16 protein-coding genes and 1 pseudogene are annotated in these 23,076 nt (G+C 59.3%); 11 read left to right on the top strand and 6 right to left on the bottom strand.

Going from position 1 to position 23,076, the window contains the following annotated elements; translation table 11 throughout:
• The first annotated feature begins 513 nt into the window (after positions 1–513).
• The gene (locus tag MTX19_RS30105) at positions 514–1,998 is read left to right on the top strand and encodes an alkaline phosphatase family protein (RefSeq protein ID WP_280980542.1); all 1,485 of its coding nucleotides are present in this window, start codon (positions 514–516) and stop codon (positions 1,996–1,998) included.
• 317 nt (positions 1,999–2,315) lie between these two features.
• On the opposite strand, the gene MTX19_RS30100 is transcribed toward MTX19_RS30105, so the two are convergent.
• The 4 genes from MTX19_RS30100 to aepX all read right to left on the bottom strand — a co-directional run bounded on the left by MTX19_RS30100 (position 2,316) and on the right by aepX (position 6,402).
• The gene (locus MTX19_RS30100; protein ID WP_280980541.1) at positions 2,316–3,443 is read right to left on the bottom strand and encodes an aminotransferase class I/II-fold pyridoxal phosphate-dependent enzyme; all 1,128 of its coding nucleotides are present in this window, start codon (positions 3,441–3,443) and stop codon (positions 2,316–2,318) included.
• Positions 3,444–3,563: 120 nt separating this feature from the next.
• Entirely contained in the window at positions 3,564–4,169 is a 606-nt protein-coding gene (locus MTX19_RS30095; RefSeq protein ID WP_280980540.1) for a CDP-alcohol phosphatidyltransferase family protein, read from the bottom strand.
• A 7-nt stretch (positions 4,170–4,176) separates the two neighbouring features.
• On the bottom strand, positions 4,177–4,968 hold the full coding sequence (locus MTX19_RS30090; protein ID WP_280980539.1) for a phosphocholine cytidylyltransferase family protein: 792 nt from the start codon (positions 4,966–4,968) through the stop codon (positions 4,177–4,179).
• 567 nt (positions 4,969–5,535) lie between these two features.
• Positions 5,536–6,402, bottom strand: coding sequence for a phosphoenolpyruvate mutase (gene aepX, locus MTX19_RS30085; protein ID WP_280984916.1), 867 nt, complete (start codon positions 6,400–6,402; stop codon positions 5,536–5,538).
• 826 nt (positions 6,403–7,228) lie between these two features.
• On the opposite strand from aepX, the gene MTX19_RS30080 reads away from it, so the two are divergent.
• The 10 genes and pseudogenes from MTX19_RS30080 to MTX19_RS30035 all read left to right on the top strand — a co-directional run bounded on the left by MTX19_RS30080 (position 7,229) and on the right by MTX19_RS30035 (position 21,371).
• Entirely contained in the window at positions 7,229–7,924 is a 696-nt protein-coding gene (locus MTX19_RS30080; RefSeq protein ID WP_280980538.1) for a type VI secretion system ImpA family N-terminal domain-containing protein, read from the top strand.
• A gap of 767 nt (positions 7,925–8,691) precedes the next feature.
• Positions 8,692–9,231, top strand: a complete 540-nt coding sequence (locus tag MTX19_RS30075; protein WP_280980537.1) for a DUF2285 domain-containing protein — start codon at positions 8,692–8,694, stop codon at positions 9,229–9,231.
• 149 nt (positions 9,232–9,380) lie between these two features.
• Positions 9,381–10,616, top strand: a complete 1,236-nt coding sequence (locus MTX19_RS30070) for a glycoside hydrolase family 18 protein (RefSeq protein WP_280980536.1) — start codon at positions 9,381–9,383, stop codon at positions 10,614–10,616.
• Between the two features lie 459 nt (positions 10,617–11,075).
• Positions 11,076–12,197, top strand: a pseudogene (locus tag MTX19_RS30065) (SMP-30/gluconolactonase/LRE family protein).
• Positions 12,198–12,428: 231 nt separating this feature from the next.
• Positions 12,429–12,602 (top strand): hypothetical protein, encoded by a 174-nt coding sequence (locus tag MTX19_RS30060; protein WP_280973147.1) that lies wholly within the window; start codon positions 12,429–12,431, stop codon positions 12,600–12,602.
• An 878-nt stretch (positions 12,603–13,480) separates the two neighbouring features.
• Entirely contained in the window at positions 13,481–15,091 is a 1,611-nt protein-coding gene (locus MTX19_RS30055; protein ID WP_280980535.1) for a trehalose-6-phosphate synthase, read from the top strand.
• Between the two features lie 1,111 nt (positions 15,092–16,202).
• Positions 16,203–16,409, top strand: coding sequence for a cold-shock protein (locus tag MTX19_RS30050; RefSeq protein ID WP_280978203.1), 207 nt, complete (start codon positions 16,203–16,205; stop codon positions 16,407–16,409).
• 1,465 nt (positions 16,410–17,874) lie between these two features.
• Positions 17,875–19,134, top strand: a complete 1,260-nt coding sequence (locus MTX19_RS30045; protein WP_280980534.1) for a glycosyltransferase — start codon at positions 17,875–17,877, stop codon at positions 19,132–19,134.
• A gap of 52 nt (positions 19,135–19,186) precedes the next feature.
• On the top strand, positions 19,187–20,476 hold the full coding sequence (locus MTX19_RS30040) for a Bcr/CflA family efflux MFS transporter (protein ID WP_348638220.1): 1,290 nt from the start codon (positions 19,187–19,189) through the stop codon (positions 20,474–20,476).
• 28 nt (positions 20,477–20,504) lie between these two features.
• A complete protein-coding gene (locus tag MTX19_RS30035) occupies positions 20,505–21,371 on the top strand; it encodes an alpha/beta hydrolase (RefSeq protein WP_280980532.1) in 867 nt (288 codons plus the stop codon).
• A gap of 65 nt (positions 21,372–21,436) precedes the next feature.
• On the opposite strand, the gene MTX19_RS30030 is transcribed toward MTX19_RS30035, so the two are convergent.
• Together MTX19_RS30030 and MTX19_RS30025 are read right to left on the bottom strand one after the other, a co-directional pair.
• Positions 21,437–22,762, bottom strand: coding sequence for a type II toxin-antitoxin system HipA family toxin (locus MTX19_RS30030; RefSeq protein ID WP_280985604.1), 1,326 nt, complete (start codon positions 22,760–22,762; stop codon positions 21,437–21,439).
• The gene (locus tag MTX19_RS30025) at positions 22,762–23,016 is read right to left on the bottom strand and encodes a helix-turn-helix domain-containing protein (protein WP_280973140.1); all 255 of its coding nucleotides are present in this window, start codon (positions 23,014–23,016) and stop codon (positions 22,762–22,764) included. The genes MTX19_RS30030 and MTX19_RS30025 overlap by 1 nt, the downstream gene beginning before the upstream one ends.
• Positions 23,017–23,076 lie beyond the last annotated feature (60 nt).

Here is a 23,076-nt window from a genome sequence, read left to right as displayed (position 1 = left end):
GTTCATAGCGCGCCTGCAAAGAGACTGTGCACGATGCAAACATCGTATATTTCGATAATTTCATCCCAAAATTCGATGGTCAAATTGGCTGGCCAGTTTGACAGCGAGTAAAGTCTCAAAGCGTTCTTTAACAACTCGCGCGCTTTTCAGCCTAGTCCCTCGCTCGAAAAGCAAGTCATGAGACTCATGCGGCCGAGCCGTACGATCAAGCCGTCGATGCGATCACGCTTAGTCAGGGCAACGCCGGGTTTCAGCAGGTTTGCGAACCCGGCATCTGCGCAATCCATGACGATCGCACGAGATGTAGGGCGCCCCCCGAATCGATCCGGCCGTCCAATCCGACGGGCGCAGTCCACGGCCGATGAGAGTTGCTCGCTCGCATCGCGATCCTGGGCCGCTTTTGTCCGGCGCGGCACTGGTCGAGATGTGTTCTCCGATGCCGCCGCTCTTGCGTCAATTTGGCGCCTGCCTGCTCCCGACCCGCTACGTCTCAGCTAAGCAAGAGCCTGCACCATGTCTGACCGATCGACCCCGAACCGGGTTCTCATCGTTCTGTTCGATGGGCTTCGGCCCGATCTCGTCAAACCATCGCTCACGCCAAACCTGGTTAGGCTTCAGCGCCGAGGCGCGATGTTGGCGCGGCAGCGCACGGTCTACCCCAGCGAGACCCGGATCGCCCTAACAAGCCTCGTCACGGGCACGACGCCAGATCGCCACGGCATCGTTGGGAACGAGTATCTCGACCGGCTGTCGCCGACGCCGCGCTATGTCGATACCGGTGACGCGCGCCTGATCGAGGATCTTGATGCCGCCGGCGGCGGCCATTTATTTGGCGTGCCGTCGCTTGGCGAGGTGCTCCAGGCGAACGGCAGGACCTTGTCGGTTCTCGCTTCCAACTCGGCCGGTGCAACCTGCCTGCTGAATCATAGGGCTCGAAAGCTCGGCCACGTGACGCTCTCCGGCCACTTCCCTCACGTCGCGACCTCGACCAAGGTGCTCGCTCGGGTCGAAACCCTGCTCGGGCCGACGCCGGCGCCGTCTCCTCCGGGCGTACCGGATCTGACAGCTCAAGCCTTTCTAACGTCTGCTTTCCTCGACGTAATCTGGCCTCAAATTCGACCCGACGTCGCAATCCTCTCCTTTGGCGAGCCCGATATTTCTTCGCACGATTGCGGAACTGGCGCGCCAAAGACGCTGGAGGCGATCAGCTTTGTCGACCGCCAGTTTGGCCGTGTGCTCGATTGGTGGGAGGCCGAGGGCGAACCCCAAGGGGTGCATCTGATGGCCATATCCGATCACGGCCATGTGACGGTGCATGCGCGGGCGGATCTCCTCGAGACACTTGAGGCAACAGGGCTATGCTGCGGCCCGGCACCCGCGCCGCGGATCGACGCTATCGTCATACCAGGGCAGGTCGGAGCGATTTACCTCGCCGAGCCGTCGGATGCCCGTATCCGCCGCGCTGTAGCAGCGATGATCGAGCGGCCCTGGTGTGGGCCAGTTTTCACCGCCGGCCGAGGCGGGGTCGATGGCGTTGCACCGGGCAGCTTCGCCCGCCACTTGGTCTTCGCCGATCATGCCCGTTCGGCGGACATCCTGTTCTCGTTCCGGGCCGACGACGGTCTCGATCCATTCGGTCTTGGTGGCCGCTGCTGGAGCGAAAATTGGCCGATTGGCGTCGGCGTGCACGGCGGATTGCATGCCAAGGAGATGTCATCGGTCGGCATCTTGGCGGGGTCGCAGATCAAGAGCGGCTTCACCTCTCAGGTCCCCTCAGGGATCTGCGACCTCGCACCGACTGTGCTCCGTCTCCTTGGCATCTCTCAGCCGTCAGGGATGACCGGTCGTTCCCTCACTGAGGTCTTTATCGAGGGCGGAGAGGAGATGCCTCGAACGATCGAGACGTCCTACGAGACGAGCGAGGGCGCATACCGGCAGAACCTCCGTCGCGTGCAGGTCGGTGCGGCCGTCTATCTTGATGCCGCCGCTGCTCTATGATGTGCTCCCCGCACTTGACACAAGTCGCGCGTCGATCCGCGTTAGCGCCGACGGTCTGACCGCAGTGCGGTAGCTCGGTCTCGTCCTCAAAGCCTTTGCCTGTCTGAACGATATGCATCAGTCGGTCTTGATCCGAGGCCGTTAGGATCGAAAGGGCAAGAAAATCTCCTCAGACCGAAGACGTCACTTTCAGCAACGCATCGCCGCAGTCGGATTCCGCGGCCGCCGGCGCGATCGATTCTGGCTTTAGCCAACATCGCCGGTCTTCGGATCATCTCGTCCGAGCGAGAACGTTGCACAGAAACCGCTCATTGCGTTTAATTGGCGATGTCTCTCAGTGCTTCGACCAAAAATTCATTGTCATCCCCAGTGCGGCTTGCAATGCGCAAGTATCGTTTGCCGTTGTGAAGGGTCTTGCCGCCGTTGTGCCTGATCAATATGCGCCTATTCTTCAGAAGTCTTGAGGCGATAACGTCCCCGTTCGGCCAATGAGGCGGGAGCTCGCAAAAGACGAAATTGGCGTCGGGCTTTAGAACCTTCATCCCATCGATGCCGAGCAGATCTGTGTATAGTTTGTCCCTATCGTTGCCCGCCCTCGCCCAAGACTCCTTTGCATTGTGCGTCAGGTAAGGAAGCTTGCTCAGAAAGAACTCAGCACACGTATTGACATTCCACGTCGGGAGGGCCGCTCGAATATCATTGATCAGTTGTTCATTCGCGGATGCGGCGTAGCCGATCCGCAAACCGCAGGTCCCGTAGATCTTGCCCAGGCTTTTCAGAATGATTACATTGGGAAATTCGAACAGATGATTTTCGAGACTCGCACGATGTCCGGCCTCGCTGAATTCGATGAACGATTCATCGAGCAGTAGGAGCTGCTGTTGAGCGCGAAGCGCCGAGGCGAGACTCAGCAGATCCTCGCATCGAACCATTCGTGAGGTAGGATTATTCGGGGATATCACGACTGCACCGCTCACTCTATTCGCACGCGCGAAAGCTGCGTAATGGTGCACATCGAGTTCGAAATCTGGCGGTGGAAGAATAAAGCGCGACAACCGCCCCGGTAGGGCAGTCGTCTCATAGGGATTGAAGGATGGGACCGGGACTGCGATCTTCATACCCAGTCGACCGAGAAAGATGGGAAGCAATTCGGCCACGCCATTGCAAACGACGAGATTGTTCGCTGGGATTTTCACGACGTCGGCAAGAAGCTCGACCATCTGCGCATTAGGGGAGGGATAGCAGGTAATTAGCCTCGGTAGAGCGTCCTTAAGCTCGTCAAGGAACGCCTGCGGCGGAAAATAAGGATTGACCAGAAGGACAAAGTCTTTGATGTCATACTTCCAATAGCCGCCGGGGAATCGGTTGACGAGGTCGGAATCGTTGCCGGATCTAAGATCCACATTGATCTGGGCGGTGCTCATCGTCGGACGCGTCATCATCATAAGATGGTCTCAGTACCAGCCGCCCTGGCCCGGTAAAGTGTCGGGTGATGATCAGCAAGTTGCGCCGCGGCTGGCGAACAAAGGCGCTTCCAGGTAGGGTACGTACCTGCTCACGACCATTCAAAAGGAACGACTGGCTAAAGCCGCCGAGGACGCGACGGCGAAGACGCTGATTACCGCATACATTGCCGCGTTCGGTGACGGCACACGAATAGACGACACATGAGCGATAGCGAGAAGCAAGCAGCAGATGTTGACGGCGCCAGGAAATCCTTCAGCAGGGATTAGAGGCTTGAGAAGGAATAGGAGCGCCAGTAAAGGCATATCGTATGATAAGGGAACACCCAGGAAGCGCCCATCGGACGACCTGCCGAAATTGGCGAAGTAGCTAAGCCTGATTGCTCCCGCAACCAGCAGCGCGGTTGCGGTCATAAGGGCAAGAAGTGAGGCGTGGCTGAGCTGTATCACAATGACCGCAGGCAAAACAGCTCCGTAGACAATGTCACCGAACCCGTCGAGACTCTTTCCCATTTTTGCAACATCTGGATCGCGATCCTTCGTACGACCTGCCACGATTCCATCGAGGTGATCCGATAGAACGGCCCAAAGCGCTGCCGCGACCGACAGCTCAAGGCGCCCGGAAAGAGCAAGAAATAAGCTGGCGGAAGAACAAAGAAGGCCGCCGATCGTTATGGCGTTCGCCGGATCCCAAAGATATTTGAGCATTGGGTTTTCACCTTCTGCGGCGCAAGCCTTGGCCTTGCGCCCTCCTGAAAATGCGTTCTGCGACCTGCAGGTCTTCGGTCGTATCAATTTCGTACCACCTGAGGCCATCACATCGCACCGCTGTAAGCTGCAGGCCGCGCAGTTCGACAAGATAAGAAAGAAGCTCCTCTATGTAGGCCTGGGTCGCTCCAGACCCAATGATCTCGTCCAACGCAGGAACGATCGTTGCCTTGAGAGTCCGTGCCGAGAATCGTAACAGGTTCATCGCCTTGAAAAGCCTTGGCCCATTCGCAACTAGGTTCGCTCCACTTTGCTTCATTCGGAATTCTGTGATGAAGCCGCTATCCGACAACAGAACTGCCGACCCTTCCATCGTTTCGTCGAAAGGAACAAGTGCAGCAACGTCGGTCGCTTGGCTGAGCATCAGATAGCGCAACGCATCTTCCTCGAAGAAGACGTCGCCCTCGAGGAGAAAACAGTCTCCGGAAAGCAGCGTGTCGCGTGCCAGCCAGAGCGAGTAGGCGCTGCCGGTGCGGTCAAAGACCGGCGATTCAACATAATTGATATCGATCGCACCGAACCGGCGGCTACATACGTATTGAATAGCATCCTTGCGATAACCGACGACGATCGTCACCTCGTCGACGCCGACTGCCTCCAACTTGCGCAGGGCATTGTGGAGGATCGTCGTGCCGTTGACCTCGACCAGGGGCTTCGGCCGCAGATCCGTCAATGGTCGCAGGCGAGAGCCGACGCCGGCAGCGAGGATGACCGCTTTCTTGGGAGCATTGATTGCCATTTGAATTCGCTTTACCGTCGCCAGGTATCTCGTCTTCGTTCAAAGGCGTTCAGAGTTTTCGACGAGCCGTGTCAGGGGCGTTCGAGCCAGAGACGTCAATGAACGTTGGTCCACGCCGCTGAAATCGGCGCACAGCGTGTTCTCATCGTTTGTCGCTGAGACACCATTTCTTATTCACGAAAGTCGAATCGAGCTGTCCGTTGCGCCAACACGAGCGCGCTCCGTCGGTCCAAGTTGTTGCTGACAGTTGGCGGTTGTGGCGCGAGGTCGACGGAGACCTTGCAAAGGAGAACGCGCATTCAAGAGGAGCGAAATATTGTCCGCATCGGCCGACTCAAAGTGCTTGTAGATCTCAGTTGGCTATTCCGCTGGGTGAGAGGATCGGGGCCAGGCGCCGCAGCAATGCACAGGTCACCTTGGTAAGAAGTTTCATGCCACATGATGCTATGTCCACTTTCAAGAGGGCTAACAAGAGCCTCGCCTGAAGGTGAAATAGAGTGTTGTAGCAGAGCAGATGGTTGCATGGCGGCAGTCCTTCGAGAAGGAGTATACAAAAGCAGAATGAGGCTATTGCCGGATGTCGTCAGGATGCAGATATCGCGCTTCCGCACTGGCGAGTTCGCCGTACTTAAACAGTTCGAAGAGCTCGTCGAGCGTCGCAATATTGGGCTCAATGCTCGCAGGAGTCTCCTCAGCGAAAATGCGACCGCAGACTTGCCGCATTGCCGCTATTGCAGCTCGCATCGAGTGGTTGGCCCAGATCACTGTGGAAATGCGGGCTTTGCGGTAGGTCGAGACCGGCGTTCGATAGTATTTCGTTGGAACGATCACCACCGGCAGCCTGTTTTGCCAGGCGCGCATGAACGCAAGGATCTCGTCCGCGGCGCTCCTTCGCGAGTGAATGAGGATCGCATCGGCTCCGGCATCGGCGTAAGCGTGAGCGCGCGAAATGGCTTCGTCCATTCCTTGTCCGGCGATTAACGCTTCGGTGCGCGCGACGAGAATGAGATCGTCCGCGACCGTGTCCTTCACGGCGCGCAAGCGGCCAGAGTATTCATCGACGTCGGCGAGGAGATGCCGATCACCAACGAACGAATTCGTCTTCGGAAAGCAGCTGTCTTCCAGCGCGAGGCCGGCAGCGCCACGCTGATGGAGCTTGCGTGCCAGCAGGCGAGCGTTATTGAAGTTGCCGAAGCCCCCGTCGCCGTCGACCAGGACCGGCAACTGGCTCGTATCCACAATCCGCTCGACGGCGTCGACAAGTTGACTCCACGATGCTTCGTTGGCGTCGCGATATCCTAGAGAGGAGGCTATCGATAAACCCGACGCCCAGAGGCCCTTGAAACCCGCGCGCTCAGCGATCGCGGCAGAGAGACCATCATGCGCCTCCATGAGGAAGGAGAGTTCGCCGCTGCAGCAGACCTGCGCACGCATCGATTCGGCAAATGAGGAATCGGCAGATTGAACGGAGACGACAGATGGTGATTGGTCTTGCATGCCGATTCCTTGTGCGCCTGACCGGCCGACGTTCATCAGTGAAGGTGACATGCGTCTGGCATCTCGTTCAATCACGAGGGTGGGTAGTTGACATGAGCTCAAATTGCTGGGTCTCGCCTTAGGTGCGCGATACGTCAGACGATCACGAGATGTCCGAGCGTCCCTGGAGGAAACCACGTTGATCTTGCCAATCCTCCCTGCGGTTTGGAGGCGCTCTGCTTCTACCGAGGGTTCACCTTTATCTGCATTCGATGGCCCTTGGATCATCAGACGTCGCAGAGGCGGTCGCCGTCGGAGCCGGTTGGGGAGCCCCCAGAGTCCGCCAGCTTAGATTCTAGTCTCAGTTGCGACAGTATGACCGCCTCCCGCTGCTCGGTTCCATAGCTTGAAAGCGTAGTCTTCGGCGGCGATCCCGGTATTTGAGTTTTTGCAGGGCGCAGGGCGCGGTCTACCTGAGCCTGAGACACCGGCAGTGGGCCAATGATGGGGCCGACCTAAGCGCAGCCAGAGTCTCTGATGTTACGTGTGCGACATGGTGTAGGGACCATGACACGGCGATCGAGCAAATAGCTCTTGCAAATCAATCTATCGCTATTGGCATAGGCCTTGATTGAGGCATGTCAGCAGCAGCGCCTGTGCAAGGAGCGGCAGTGGTGGCTTACAAGATCATCGATTCTCAGTGGATTGCCTGGGGCGGGCACGACGTCAACCGTTCCAATAGCGGGACCTGTCGAAACAGGGGAGCCCGCGTGGTTTTGTCACCATGATCGATTACTGGATCATGGTTCGCGACAACGTTGCCCTGCGCTCGCGCCGCGGCGCTGCGCCCGTGCCCGGTCCTGTACCTGCCGGCGTCGACATTCGTGAGACAGACGAATTCAAATGGCTTGAAGCCGAGGTACGGCGCATGGACGTCGACGGACCGACGGCGGTTGATTGGATTAAAGTCAATACGCTGTCGCTCAATATCCTGTCGAACCGGTCCAAGGACATTCTGATCGGCTGTTGGGCGACTTATGGTTCGTTTCGGATCGAGGGATATGAAGGTCTTGCCGTCGGTCTCGGCATCCTGCGTGGCATGATGTACGCGCATTGGGAGCAGCTATTTCCGCCGATCAAGCAGCAACGTGCGCGGCTCGAAGCGGTCGATTGGCTCGTTACTCGCCTTGGGCCGGAATTGGCGAGGAATGTGCCGATCGAAGCCGATTCTTCGGCCGTGATCGTCGCCTATGACGCGCTTGATGATCTCGCCCGCCAACTCGGCGGTAAACTGGTCAACGAGCAGGCTGCATTCGCGGGTTTGTTACGAGCTCTGCATTCGCACTACGAAAAAGCCTCCCGCGAGATCGCCACAGCGGCCGAGCGTGCGGCTGAGACGATCCAAGCTGCCAAGCGGACCGAGGCCGCGCTGGTAGAACCCACATCGCCCGTGCCGCTCAACCAGCAGCCCCGTGTGTAGCGCGCACAGGCCAATCTCGGCTTCCTGTTCGGGGCCGGACGCGACTGTCGTGGGATTGCACAGGAGACACGACGGCGGGACGTGCTCAATGAGACCGAAGCCGAACCTGCCCAGACCTCGATTTTTGCGCCCGTTGGCCCCCCGCAAAACTGTGGGTCGGACCAAGTGCGAGTCTCCGCGCCGGTTGATCGAGGCTGATGGAAGGGGACATAGGCATCCATCATCCGATTGTCCTACGGGTCTCACTTCGTTGTATTCACCATGCCAAAGCTCGACCTTTTCGCAAGCGGTCATCCCGATTCATAAACGAACGAACTGGGTGGCGCGCCGATCCCCTGCGCTGGGGGCGACCAAATGCGGAAGGGTGAACGCACTGAAACGGATCAGACCTCGTTCCAATCGAAAAAGTGGATCGTTCCATCGCGTAAGTGCGTCAAATATTGAATAACAGCGAGGGCACAACCATAAATCGTCACAAGTAGCAGTTTCCTTAGCGCGCATTGAGAACATGCAGGGAAATGGTGCGATGCCTGGGGACGACTGGAGATCAGAGAGCGCGTACCAGGATGTCAAGAAAGCAGAAACAATCGACATAGCCTGGGAATGGTTACGCCGCGATCGCGACTATCAAAAAGACTATAAGGCCCTCCTCATCAGCAAACAATCAAACGCGACGGATCACTTCCGGAGGAAGTGGGGGCTGACGTTTCGCGGCTGATCCGCAAAAAGCATTCGACAAACAAGCTGTTTTCTGGGCGCCTGAGGCGTTGTCGACCGTACTAAGCGTCCACGCGGCGGTCTGCTCGACGTCCAAACCGTACGAGCTTGATTTCGGCATACTGGCAGGCGCCGAGCTCCGTCACGCGCCAGATGGATGGCATGCTATCGTGCCGCTCGGAGGAGTGAAGCATCGCCTTTGGCTAAGAGAACTTCCACCGCGAGGCTTACTGGTTGCCGTCGACCTGCCAATCGACCGTAACTTCGACATCCGTTTGCACGCAGCACATCGATTGTGGTTGGCGCTCGAACACCGTTCCCTTGGACCGGCTCCTCTTTCTCAATCGATCGCGACCCGGCACCGGCACATTCTCGCGCTGCGTGGTGTGGACGGGTGGCTGGAAGGGAACAGCTATCGCCAAATCGCCCAGGGCCTGTTTGGCACGCCTCGCATTCCCGATCGCGGGTGGAAGACACACGATCTGCGCAGCCGGACCATTCGCTTGGTCCAGATGGGGCTGCGTCTCATGCGGGGCGGCTATCGTGACTTGCTCCGTCGCAAGCGCAAAGATAAGGACGACACCTCCTGAACTCTTCGCTGATCGGCTAACTACAAGCTGCGGACTCGATCAGTGCGAGGTTGGTCGATGCGGTTATAATGGCGGGCGATATGGTGGGGGTGATCAAGCTGTCAGTGGTACCAAGGAGCAATCCGGCAGAGAGCTTAAGGGCGTGAGCAGTGACAGTTAATCGTCGAATATTCACCGCCGCGGGGTTTTCTACCCTTATGTGCGGATACGCGCTGATGCAGCAGGGGCGGACTGCGCCGGCCTCAAGCTCTGTGGTCGCCGGTTATGTCGCCCCGTGGAAGGCCCGGACCGGCGGTCCAAACATCAAGACGATCCGGGCTCGCGAACTGACCCACTTGATGTACGCGTTCGGCACCGTCTCGCCAGAAGGACTGGCTGAACTTGCGGATCGTTGCCTCGACGCCGGAGTGTGCGACGGGACCGCAGCGGCCAGACCGTTGGGCGGCAATTTCGCCCAGCTCGCCGAATTGAAGCGGCATAATCCACAGCTTCGGATCCTGATTTCATTGGGTGGTTGGAGCGGATCGAAATATTTCTCGGCGGCTGCTGCAACTGCGCGGTCGCGTGCACGGTTCGCCCAATCCGTCATCGAGGTGTTCTTTCGGCCGTATCCGGGCCTGTTCGATGGCGTCGACGTCGATTGGGAGTTTCCCGTCTCAGGAGGAACTCCAGGAAATCTCGCGCGCCCTGAAGACCGTATCAATTTCACGCTCCTGATCGCAGAGCTCCGCCGAAAACTCGCCGAGCTGTCCGCCGTCGAGCACAGGGAGCTCGAACTCACCATTGCCGTGTCGGCCGCCCCCGACAAGATTGTCAATCTGGAGGCGGCCGCTCTGGCCCGGTTGGTCGACCGCATTAATCTGATGGCCTACGACTATCACGCGGGCTCGGCCCTTGCCGCCTTCAATGCCCCGTTATTCGCCAGCGCCGGTGATCCAAATCCTGATCTCAATGTCGATGCGAGTGTAAACGCCTTGATCGGGGCCGGCGTGCCGCCCGCCAAGGTGACGCTCGGGGTCGCCTTCTATGGCCGAGCCGTCGCAGGCGTTCCGCCGGAAAACGGCGGGCTCTTCCAAACGGGCGCGACAGCGAGCGGCGAGTGGGGAGGGGGCGACGGCATCGACTATCGGGATCTCGTCGCCAGGCGGCCGCAGCAGCATGGCTTTCACAGGTATTGGAGCGACGAGGGCCAGGTGCCGTGGCTCTATAACGCCGAGCAGCGCATATGGATCAGCTACGACGATCCGCTCTCCATCGCACGCAAGGCATTATACGCGCGCAACCGTGCACTCGCCGGGATCATGATTTGGGACCTGTTCGCCGACGACGGTTCGCTGCTCGCAGCACTGCGGACCGGCACCCTTCCTTCGGGAAGGTTCGAATAGGACCGTAGTCACCGTGTCGCATTGAAGCGCGTCATCCGTCCGTCTCCACCGAAAGCAGTCGCGAAATGCGTCGGTGCTGTGAGATCAGAGCGACGTCCGGTTGGAAACGGCAATGTCGGAATTCTGACAAGGGGCAGCGTCGTTCCAGAGTCATGCTGGTAGCAAACGCATGTTTTCCGCCCTGACGCGACGTACGCACAGGACCGCGACCGGCACGCCAATTGCTGGGACGAGATGGACGACCGACCGCAAGCAGGACGGACAGCGGTCCTTCGGGGAGCTTCCGATGACCGGCGCGATTTGCCCTGATCGCCAAGACGAATAGATCGCAGTCGGCGCTTCGGCAACGTGCGATCTCTGGTGTCTTAGACGACTCCCCACCCGCAGAAACCGGTCAAGAACGGTCCCGCTGTGCCGGAAGGCCGCCTGGCATCGTTCAAGACGGATGCAAAAGAGGAAATGATGAACAGACGCGCATTCCTGACCACGGCGGCCGCTGCAGCTGCGACGGCCACAACCATGAAGACGGCCGCCGGGTCGACCGTCACGCCGTTCGGCCACACAGGCGCTCCTATCACGAATGCGGATCCGTTGCCCTTGGGACCACTCGCCGGAAGTCGCCATCCAGACACTCACATTGAGTTTCTCAAGGAGCCCAAGATTTTGTTTGGCTCCACGGACCTTCCGATTTTTTCTGGCGCAAGCGCGGTTGAGCGCATCGCGACTGGATTGCGCTGGGCCGAGGGACCGGTTTACTTCCCGGCAGGGCGCTACCTCCTGTTCAGCGATATTCCGAGCAACCGCATCATGCGGCTATCAGAGGATGACAATCACTTAAGCGTATTCCGCCAACCATCCATGAATGCCAACGGCAACACCATTGATCGAGAAAGGTCGCCTGATCACTTGCGAACACAGCGGCCGACGGGTCACCCGGACCGAGCTCGACGGCTCGATCACGATCGTCGCCGACAAGTACAATGGCAAGAAGCTGAATTCACCCAACGAGGTGGTTGTCTCGTCCGATGGTTCGATCTGGTTTACCGATCCTGCTTACGGCATCAGCGACTATTCGGGTGGCAACATAGCCGAGCCTGAGCAGGAAACGAGGAACGTCTACCGGGTCGATCCGAAATCCGGCGAGGTCAGGGTTGTTGCTGATGATTTCGTGGAGCCCAACGGCATTGCCTTCTCACCCGACGAAAAGAAGCTCTACATCATCGACAGTGGCTTCTCGGACAGTCATGACAATCCCTGCCAGATCCGCGTATTCGACGTCGATGTCGGAGCCGGAAAGCTGCTCAACGGCAAAGTCTTTGCGGAATGCCCAAGTCGAATGTCAGCGACGGGGTGCGTTGCGACACCGCCGGACGGGTTTGGTGCTCCGTGGGTTGGGGCGATCCCAGCGAGGACGGCGTACGCTGCTACACGCCGGATGGAGATTTGATCGGCAGGGTCCACATCCCGGAAACCGTCGCCAATTTGTGCTTCGGCGGTCAGCAGCCAAACAGACTGTATATCTGCGGCACGACGTCGATCTACGCACTTGACACAAATGTGCAAGGCGCAATGAAGCCTTGAGGGCTGGCAGCGCCGACTTGTCTGCCAATTCGACAACGGCCGACCGTTCGCGGACGACGAAACGCTTAACCGCGCCGAACTTGGTGGAGCGGACGTATCGACCGATCGCGATCATGTCGACGAAACGGTTGTCGAGGCATACAGGCTCCATCGGCTTTCGGACAGCGGCAGGCCGCATTCGGGAAGCTGTCGCAGGTGGTGGACGGCGCGAGCGGAAAACGAGCGCGATGTATGGCCCAGCTTGCGCAAGCAGGGTTCGGCATTGAAACCGGCTCGGTCACGACCGCCATCCCGCAACTGGAGCACAGTGATCGCCGAGCCCAACCTCGAAGGTTGGCGCCCGCGCTCGAGGTCGCCGAAGTGTGCTTTTGGCGCGATGACCCCATTCCGATTGGCATCAAATAGGTGACGAGCCTCCAGCCGCCGCGTCGCGCTCAAGCAAATCCGAACGCGGGTCGCAGGCATCGATAGCGCACGTCCGCGGTCGCAGCGGATCTTGTCAAGGACAAAATCTTAAGTGCGCCCCAGTCTTCGCAAACCTGTCCAGAATTTGCTCGAGCAAACGATTTGGCGCGGCCCGTGACCCTTGCGCGTGCTCACCAGCAGGCGCGGGTGATAGCTCGTGATGTTCCGCAATGGATTTGACCGCTTGTCCATCGAGCCGCCGGGCGGGGCAAAAAGGTCAAGTCACGGTCCATGCCTACTCCTGCATATGCTCGCAGATGCGCGCGGACGGCCGCCCAAGTGATGATCACGTAAGGGGCGATCCTGCTCCAGCGCTCGGGTCCTTGGCGTCGGGCCCGTCATGTCCTCGCCGGACCGCCTGTGGCGGCGTGCGCTCATCAAGGCGATGAAGGTCGAGCTCGTCTTCCCTTCAATCTGACGTGTCGTCGCACCTACCGCTCCGATCGAGCCGATAGTCCTCGATGGGAGAACTAATGCGGCCACTTGTACGACCGGTCAGCTTCCCGAAAGCTAGACCTGTCAGCCTTGTGAGGTGGAAATGACTGGGAGCTGATCGGCAAACCGCATCAAACGCAAACATCGTCAAACGGAGTTACGGAATGGATCGAGTCCATGACACTCTCGACGCAGCCACATCGAGCCCCGATGCTATATCATACGCCACTCAGCAACCTGACACGACAGAGGAGGCGGCGTTTGATCGACACCTGAGCGAGATCCCACTGAAACTGGAGCAACAAGCCGGCGCGGGCCCTTCCCATTGCGTTGTCTCCAGCGACCTGAATGATCGCGTCGATACGCGAGCCCGGCGACCGGACATGAAGCTGGTCGTCATTTCGAACCGCGGCGCGCCCTTCGATCCCAATGAACCCCAGGTCGGCGGACTTGCCGCGGGTCTCGAGCCGGTCGTTGAACGGTCCGGCGCGATCTGGATGTTCTCCTCGGACAGCCGCGGCGACGGGACTGAGAAGCCTCTCCCGCTCCAGGAAGCTGGCGAAGGCCATGTGGCCAAGCTCGATCTGCCGGCCGCGCATTATCCCGGTTACTATCGAGATTATTCGAACGCGACGTTGTGGCCGGTATTGCACTCCCTGCCCGATCGGATGTCGCGCGCGGAAGAGGGGTACCGCAGCTATCGAGAGATGAACGCCTTCATCGCGCGGGCAGCGTCCGGCTTGCAGGATCGGAACGCGTTCTGGGTGCATGACTATCACTTATTTCCGCTCGCGGCCGATCTGCGTCAGCTCGGCATCGAGCGGCCGACCGGCTTTTTCCTGCATACGCCATGGCCGACCCCTGACATGATCAAGCTCGTGTCCAATCATCGCGAACTGATGAAGTCGATGCTGGAGTATGATCTGCTCGGCTTTCAGACGAACCGAGACGTGAACAACTTTCTCGACTGTCTGCGTTCCCATCTCGGGCTGGAGAGCAAGGACGGCGTTGTGATCTCGGAACGTGGCCGGACGCGATGTCAAAAGTTCCCGATAGGTATCGATCCGAAGCAGTTCGCAGACTACCTGGCTGCAGACTTGTCTCCCGCAGAGCAGGAAAAAGTCTCGTCCTTGCTGAAAAGCGTCGAGGGCACCACGCTTGCGATCGGCGTCGACCGGCTCGACTACACCAAGGGCATCGACAAAAGGGTCGAAGGTTTCAATCAGGCTTTGGCGAAGGCCAAGCCGCGCAGCATCTCGCTGTTGCAGATCGCGCCCCCCTCACGCGCCGACGTCGAGGAGTATCAGAAGTATAAAAACGAGGTCGAGAGCCGGATCAACCAGGTCAATGCCGAGCACGGCACTGACGAGTGGAGCCCGATCCAGTACAGGAACGAATCGTTCAGCCAGTCGGCACTCGCGCGTCTTTACCGCGCGGCGCGTGTTGGCGTCGTGACGCCGTTGCGTGACGGCATGAATCTTGTCGCGAAAGAATATGTTGCTGCACAGGATCCGAAGGACCCCGGCGTTCTGGTGCTCTCGAAGTTTGCGGGTGCGGCTGAAGACTTCAACGACGACGAGGCGCTCTTGGTGGATCCGAACCGTCCTGAAGAGATCAGGGATGCAATTTTGCAGGCGGCCAAGATGCCGCGTGAGGAGCGTGTCAGGCGCTGGCGGTCGATGATGGACAAACTAGAAGCATATACGATCCACGACTGGTCGGCAGACTACCTTCGAGAGCTGGACAAAAGCCGAGTTACCGCAGCCGCGGTGACCGCCCACGACAGGATCAAACCCGCCGGCACGGAGCCGAGGGAGGGCGCCCATGCGAGAGAAGCCTTTGCGGCGTTAGCGGACCCGGTGAAACATCCGCAGGATAGCCTTTGCGCGCTACCGACAACGACGGCTCCGCCCATCGGCCCCAGCGGACAAGAGCCGGCCGCGAGCGACCGACCGGATGAGGAGCATATCGCGGCGGATTACGCTCTGCCGTAGCAGGCATTGCACAGGGGACGATCCGATCCGGCGGGCGCTCGTGCAGCCGCCCCAATCCTGGCTCGCGGCTCGCCGCGTGAATGGCTCGCATGGACCTTCCATGAGACAATCGTCCAGGACCAGAAATGGCAGCGACAAGCCAATGTCCTGTTCCTGCCAGGAAACGACAGTCTCGCGAGTGGCGGCGGTACCGTTTAGCCGCTGCTGCTTGCTGGCCGCTGCGCGTCGGAAGCGGCGGTTGCCTCATGCCGGTGCGCAATAGCCAGTTCGCGGCAAGGCGGCGCTAGCTCGGGCCAGCGCGCTGGCCCGGCAGCAGCGGGCGAGGGAAGTCTCGTCCTTCGTTTTTCGTGAGATACGTTTCCTTGAAAAGATGCGCAGCCTCCTTCGTCCGGTCTGCCGTCGGAATCGGGACCATCGGTGAGGGCCTGGCAATCGAGAATGGCGCGAGCTCTTTGAAACGGCTATGCAATCAGGAGCGAGCGGCGGGCTCCGGCGGTTTTTTTGAAAGGGCCGAGTTTTCGGGTTTTGAGCCTGGCCGGCCGGTTCTCACCATGTCCCGATGAGATGTCCAGCGTCCCGGTCGCGTCAAGTGCTGGCGAAGATCCGATGTGTGCGCGCCGGCCGACGCGCAGCCATCTTCATGGCCGATCTCGAGCACCTTCAAACTCGGCTTCAGTACATGACGGCCGACGCCCGGCTGCGTCCCTTGCCTCGAGGAGACGGCTTCAGATTTTCAGGGAGTTACGCGACGAGCTTCGGGATGGAGTTCACGGCCGCCTGGTTCTGCAAGGCGGATCGGACGCTCCGCTCCAGCTCGGCTCCTCATGAGTGCGGTATGGTTCCGGCTCTGCAATTGTCCTGTAACCGGTAAGCCTGCGACGAATGACGCGCAAGTGAAAACGCCGTCCGTGTCCTGAAGCCTCAAAGCGAAGTGTGCTCCGAGCCAGGGCTTGTGCTGGTGGTCCCCGCACAAAGCGGCGGGACTCAAGCCATGCGGCAAAAAAGTTGGTACGTAACGTACGCTGCCAAGCCGTGCGTTTCCCCTGCCACAAGCTTGATGACTGCAAAACTCTTCACTAAATCACCATCGTTCAATTATGGAGATAGTGCGGTGGCTATGGGTATTGTGAAGTGGTTCAGTTCGACCAAAGGGTATGGCTTCATCAGGCCGGACGATGGAGGGCCAGACGTTTTCGTGCACATCCGTGCCGTCGAAAAGGCGGGCTATACCGGTCTTGAGGAGGGCGCTCGCGTCAGTTACGAGCTAAAGGCCAATCGCTCGGGCAAGACGTCCGCCGAAAATCTGCGGATTGGCTGATCTCATCCTGCCCCGACCAACCCGCTGGGTTATCTGACGTTTTCAGCTAAAGGTTTTTCCCGCGTCGCGTCATCCCGGCGCCGGTCTATTCGGCCGCCAGCTCGAGCGGTCTTTCCCCCGCGCCAAAAAAGCTCTCGTTGGTATACCAGAAAAATCCAAGCGCCTCGTAATCGCAAACAGATTTCGGTTTGGGTCTCAAACGAACGTAAATCGCTTATGACGCAGTTTGTCGGCGCGCCTTTTTCGAGCGTGGACGGCTGGTCCAGATCGCTTGGCTCTTAAAATATTCTGGCGGGGCTTGCCGATGTCGATGCCGAGATCGCCGTGCGGTGAGACAAGGCGCGTTCCCGGCGTCTTGCACAGAACGTCTATATCGAGGCTTGCAGTTCAATCGCCATGTTCAGGTCGGATGACGCGATCGAATGATGATCTGTTGGCGCTTCGGCCAAGACGCTCGCCAGCGGGGCGGCGGCGGGCTTGATTTCGCACAGCTTGGTCCGAATTTCCGATGTCGTTGTCTTTGAAAATGTCGGCACAACGATCCGTCAGCTTCGACTGACATCAGTTCCTTCCTTCGTGATCATGATCCGCGAGGTGCGGTCATTGTCGTCGTGATCGGCCGCTGTCTCAATTGGGACACTCGCCAGAACAAATAATATGACCTACGCGATTTTGATGGCTCAGGTCATTGCGGGAATCGAATTGGATATGCACGATCAGGTTGCTGATCCGCGCTAGTCCCGGGTCAGGCGACGACGGCCCCAGCACCCGCCTCCATGGCCCCCAAAGGTGCTGGGGCCGCTTCGTTGTTGACCGTGCTCTCTGCGGGAAAACCTCACCCGACGCCAAACGAATGTAAATCGCTTGCTGCGCGCACGTCGTCCGGGCACTGCGCCCAAATCGGCACGAGCCGATCCATCACGTTTCCATCAGACGAAGCTTTCCAAGCGTCGCCTTCGGCAGATTGGAATGAGGTCTCCCGAGATCGTCAAAAACAGCTTGAATCTCTCGTGGCGTCAGATTGTAGGTTTGAGGCCATGATCAAAACAACGCGCTGGCATCGCCGGATCATCGGCAAATCATCTGTGCGCTTTGCGTATCTCTTGGGAGAATCGTACGCAGTAGAGCGCAAGGCGAGTCGTAACGACGGGTTCAATCGAATTCTCTTCGGTTGCACGACGTCGCTCCATTAGGTCGAAACAGATCCGCGTCAAACAGATCGACCAGATCTCGTCAATACGAGAAAGCTGACCTGGCGCGCTGTAGAAGACGCGTCGTCGATGGAACGGGGTGACTGGCACGTCGGAAACTCGAAGCGTTTGTGTCACGCGGGGGCGCACCGTTCCGTCCCCACATGCTGGACGGCTCGCGCGCAGCATCCTTGGGCTAGCGCGCGGGCTTTAAGTTGCGCCTTCCGGGCGAGGGCCGCAGATCTTGGAATGCGCGACTGCGAAGAAAGACGCCGATGACTTCTTACAATTTTCTCTTCGCCTCGTGGGGTACGTTGGGAAATCTCAGTCCGCTCTTGACAGTCGCCCGCCGATTGCGCCGGTATGGTCACCATGTCCGCGTGATCGCCGATCCGGCCATGCGGGTCGAAGTCGAGGCCGCGGATTTCGAGTTCGTGACATGGCGCCGCGCTCCAACAGGCGGGGCCGCGGACCCGACCGATGTCTCGGATATGCGCGAGAGGATGCGCAGGGTCGTCTTCGAGCCTTGTTCTGCCTACGCAGCCGACATTCGCGAGGAGATTGGACGCGTGCCAACGGATGCGGTGCTCGGTCTCGACCTGCTATTTGGTGCGGCGGTCGGGGCGAAAGCATGTGGCGTGCCGTTCGCGTTTCTCTCGCCTCATGTCAGCATTCGTCCGCTGCCCGGAATGCCGCCCGCGACCTCCGGACTGGGGCAACCGAAAACGCCGGAGGAACACGCCGAAGTCAGGCGAGCCTCCGATGCGCTCGCGGCAACATTCAATGCCTCTCTTCCTATCCTCAATCAAGCCCGTCTCGAGTTCGGTCTTCCCGTCCTTAGCGACGCTATGGAGCTGTTTGACGAAGCCGATCGCGTTCTGCTTGCCATCAGCCAGGCCTTCGATTTTGAGGCGGACGCTCTTCCGGGCAATTTTCGCTACATCGGGCCTTTGCTTGACGTGCCGAGTTGGTCGAAGTCGTGGCAGGGTCCCAGGTCCCCGCGATCCGATCGCCCTCGTGCGCTGATCGCCTGCAGCACGGGTGCACAGGGCCAGCGCGACGTATTTCAGCGCGTCATCAATGCCGTCGGCGCCATGGATCTCGAGGCTGTTTTCACGACCGGTCCAAATCTGGACATCGCCGATCTTCAAGCTCTGAAGAACGTCCATCTGGTGCGCGGCGCGTCTCACGACACCATTATGAAGGACGTTTCTGTTGTCATATCCCAAGGCGGCCACGGAACCGTCACCCGGGCACTCATCAATGCTTTGCCGCAACTCATCCTGCCAATGGGACGAGACCAATCAGCCAATGCAGCGCGGATAGAGGCGAAGGGAGCAGGGCTTCGATTGGCACCGACAGCGTCCGCGCCGGAGATAGCGGCAGCCATCAAGCAGCTGATCAGCGAACCGCAATTCAAAGTCGCAGCCCGAAGGCTTGGCCAAATCATCCAGGCTGATATCGACACTTCGCCTGTTGTCCAAGAGATGGAGATCCTTGCGGCGATCGGACGACGGCGGCGCAGCCGCGCATGACGAGCGAGCCGAGGTGCTGATCGGGCGGTGCTTCCGGACAGTTGCCTGATCGATGCGTTGTCTTTCCCTGATGAAACTCCTCCAAGCCCGCGACATGGCGCCCGCCTTGACGCCGATCAATGGAAACATGGCCGTGCGCATCAATCCAAATTCGTTCGCCTTCACCTTGTTGCTCGGCCTTCTGGCCTCCTTGCCGACATTTGGCATCGACATGATCCTGCCAAGCCTCTCGGCTGCGGCAGCCGATCTCGGCGTGACGTCGGCCGATGTCGGGCTCGCGATGAGCGTCTATCTCATGACCATGGGAGCATCGCTTCTCATCTATGGGCCGGTATCCGATCGCTTCGGCCGCAAGCCGATCATTATGTTTGGCTGTGCACTCGTTGTCGCCGCGAGCTTAGGCTGCCTCCTGTCAAGTTCGCTATCGCAGCTCCTAGTCTTTCGTGCCCTCCAAGGAGCAGGCGCATCCGCAACCGGGATCGCCGCGGTTGCGATTGTCAACGATCTCTTTGAGGGCGAGACCGCGGCGGCAAGGATGGCCAATGTGGTGCTCGCGATCTACGTCGTCCCGATGATTGCGCCAATCGTCGGCGCAGCGCTGCTTGCGCTGGGCAGTTGGCGGACTGTTTACCTTGTGCCGCTTGCGGCAGGATTAGTGCTGCTCGCCGCAATGTCGGCCTTCAGCGAGAGCGCGACAATCGATCCGAACCTCAAGCTCGGCCATGCGACGATGCTGCAAAACTATCGTCGCGTTCTGCGGCATCCACTCTGTGTGGGCTACATCCTTTGCAACGCCGCGGCCGCCGGAGCCGTATTCGCCTACGTTACCGGTTCATCACTATTCTTCATCAATGCTCTGGGGCTCAGCCCGTATCAATATGGTGTGATCTTCGCAGCCAGTTCGCTATCGGTCATGCTCGGTACCCGCGTTAACAGGATTCTCGGCCGTTCGGGGCTATCGCCGGCGCAAGTGATTGTGACGGGCCTCGCACTCTCGACTTTCCTGGCCACCTCCCTGGTCGTCGTGATGCTCGCGGAAGGCACGTCGGCCAGTCTGGTGGTGATCGTGATCGTCGGAGTCGCATTGTCGTTCGGCTTGATCTCGCCTCACACCACGAACGAAGCCGTGCGGCCGATGCCCGAAATCGTAGGCACCATCAGTGCTGCAAGGGCTTTCGTTCAAATGATCGGCGCGGCGTTGTCGAGCGCAATGGTCGCGGCACTTTTCGACGGGCATTCGGCATTTTCGATGGCTGCCGTGATGCTTGGCTTTTGCCTGTTGGCCTTCGCCATCTATGTCGGCCTCGTTCTTCCAGCCGAACATGTCGTCGAGGCCACTTGAACACCAACCAATTTCGAAAGGAACGATCGTGATTTCTTATGACACGTTGGAGCCCATCGTGCTTCGTCGCGACGGCGTACGTCTGGCGCATGTTGAGGCCGGACCTGGCACCGGTCAAATCCCTCCGCTGCTCCTTATCAATGGCTGGACTGGCGACCACGGCATCTTCACGCCGCAGATCGCCCATTTTGCGCAGCACCGTCGCGTGGTGGCCGTCAATATTCGCGGCCATGGCGCCAGCGATGCGCCTGAGCAGGAGTACACCATCGCGGGATTTGCGGACGATATCGCCTGGCAATGCGCTCAACTGGACCTGATCAAGCCGGTTGTGATCGGCCACAGCATGGGAGGCCGGATCGCGCTCGAACTGTGTGGCCGCTATCCGGACTTGGCCTCAGGCGTGGTCATGATCGACACAATTGTCATGCCACCGCCCAGCTTGCGCGATTCTCGCGAGCTTTCCGCGTTCCTGGAAGGTATCGGCGGGCCCGACTATCTTGCGGTCTTGACCGCAAACGCATGGGACATGGGCTGCGATTTCGACGATCCCGCCCGGAGAAAGACGATCTACGAGACCTATGTACGTCCGTCTTGCGAGAAAACGCCACAGCATGTGGCCTATTCGATGATACGGAACGCAACCTTGAACTATGATCCCGTCCCTGCCGCTCGAGCCTGCCGGATCCCTATGGCCTATATTTCCGCAGACGTTCCGCTGGTGAACATGGCGCGCGACCTCGATCGGCTGCAGGAGATCTGCCCGCAGCTGGTGATCGCGAAAACGATGCTCGCCGGACATTTCAACACGATCGAGGTTGCCGATCAGGTCAATGCCATGCTGGATCGCTTCTTGTCTGTCGGTCTTCGCCCGTGCCGACGTCGAAGCCTTGAATAGGTCCATGCGTCGCACCTCAAGAATCCCGTGCTCCGCTGGTTCCTCTGTCATGATCCTGACCGGAATCAAGGTGCTGCATTGGACCAGGCTTCCTTCATCAGGGTGATCCGGTGCAGTGCGGCGATCCTGATCGACTCCGTGAGCTCCGACGGAAATTCCTTCGGAAGCTTGTCAAGAACCCGGGCGAAAGCCGGCTCGAAACTTTCGACCAGAGACTCGAAAACTGAACGGACGAGGGGAGCTCCGACACCGGACATTTCGGCCGTCTGGATGAAGTGGCGAGGCTGGATTTCGCTCATTCTATAGTGTCGGCTCTTGCCGACGGACATCGCGAGCTTGAATACCTTGGGCTGAATCTGCTTTGCATCCAGGCTCGGTTGGGCGGTCAGCACGTCGTACAGGGGGGTGAGGCGGAAGCGCCCCCCAGGGCTCAAGAAGACACTGAAGTTCTTGGCGTGACCATCCGTTGCTCCAATCAGCCAGAACGCGACGGCCGCGCGCATGAATGTCGCCAGATCCTCCGCCGGCGCGTCGCTACCCTTGAGCAGTTCCAGAATCTCTTTCATCCCGGGGCCACCTTCCGACTGGTATTTCCTCGAAGGCGGCACCGACAGAGACTGGCAACAATCTTCCTGGGGAAGGCGCAGCAAGCGCCCGTTGCCTGTCCAGCGTCGATCAAATCGCTGGATGATCAGGGTCCGGCGTCCCCCGAACTCGCCGATCTCCGCGTTGGCAGTCGGTATGCCGAGGCCGGACAGCAGTTTCAGACAGAAATATTCGTTCTCAACGCTGTTGGAGAGGTCAATGCCGTTTGGCAGCCTGCCAATTTGCGGCTTGAGAATGTGCGTGGTCGCGGCAGTGCCGACCGGCTTGTACCATTTGCCATCGCGGCGAAGTAAGGCGGTTTTCTCCTGCGCGCCCGCAATCGAAAGTCTGAAGTCTTCATCCTCGCCAACCCCGAGCGGAGCTGTAGCGAGGTTCTGGATGATGTTGCCAATATCGGCGTCACTAACCGGCTTCCCGTCGACCTTCCCGGCCGGACCTGGATCGACCCCCTCAGGCAAAAACTGGAGCGCGCCAACGCAATCATGCCCGAGCGCGGACAGCATGCTGTAGGCGTCGATTCCACTCGCCCCGACACGTTCGGCCACGCGTCTGCGCATCGGTTCGCTATCGGGAAGCAGATTGTCGAACACGTTGACGACCGGCGCGCCGATGTAGCGGTCCTCTCGAAGGGGCAGCGAGAGAGAAATTGGAAAAGTGGATTCCCAGGCCAGCCATTGCGGATCGTACCGGAAATCGATTGCTCCGCTTGATTCGCGCCGAAGCATGCCGACCAACCGTCCGTTGACGAACACATTTAAGGGGGCGTTCGCTCGTCGACGGGCCATCAGAAGACGCTTTCAATGTCGGCAGCGCTCGACTTGCTGCGCGGGCGGATCACCAGTTCGAGATCAAGGGCTGCCAGGGCTTCCATCAGGGTGCGCAATTGAATTGCGGGCGCGCCCCCCTCCAGGCGGGAAACTGTTCCCTGACGCAGGTGAATGCGCTTACCTAGATCGGACTGCGTCAGCCCGGCCTGTTTGCGAACCCGGCGCAGGACGGCTCCAAGTTGCCTTTCCGTGCGGGCAATATGCTGCGTCATATCCAGCCTCCAAGGGGGATATACGCGATCTCGTATACTAAGTAAATACACGTGATCGCG

The sequence above is a fragment of the Bradyrhizobium sp. ISRA464 genome (assembly GCF_029910095.1).
GTDB lineage: Bacteria > Pseudomonadota > Alphaproteobacteria > Rhizobiales > Xanthobacteraceae > Bradyrhizobium.
Note: the sequence above shows the minus strand (reverse complement) of the source record. Positions and strands in the feature narration are given on the sequence as shown.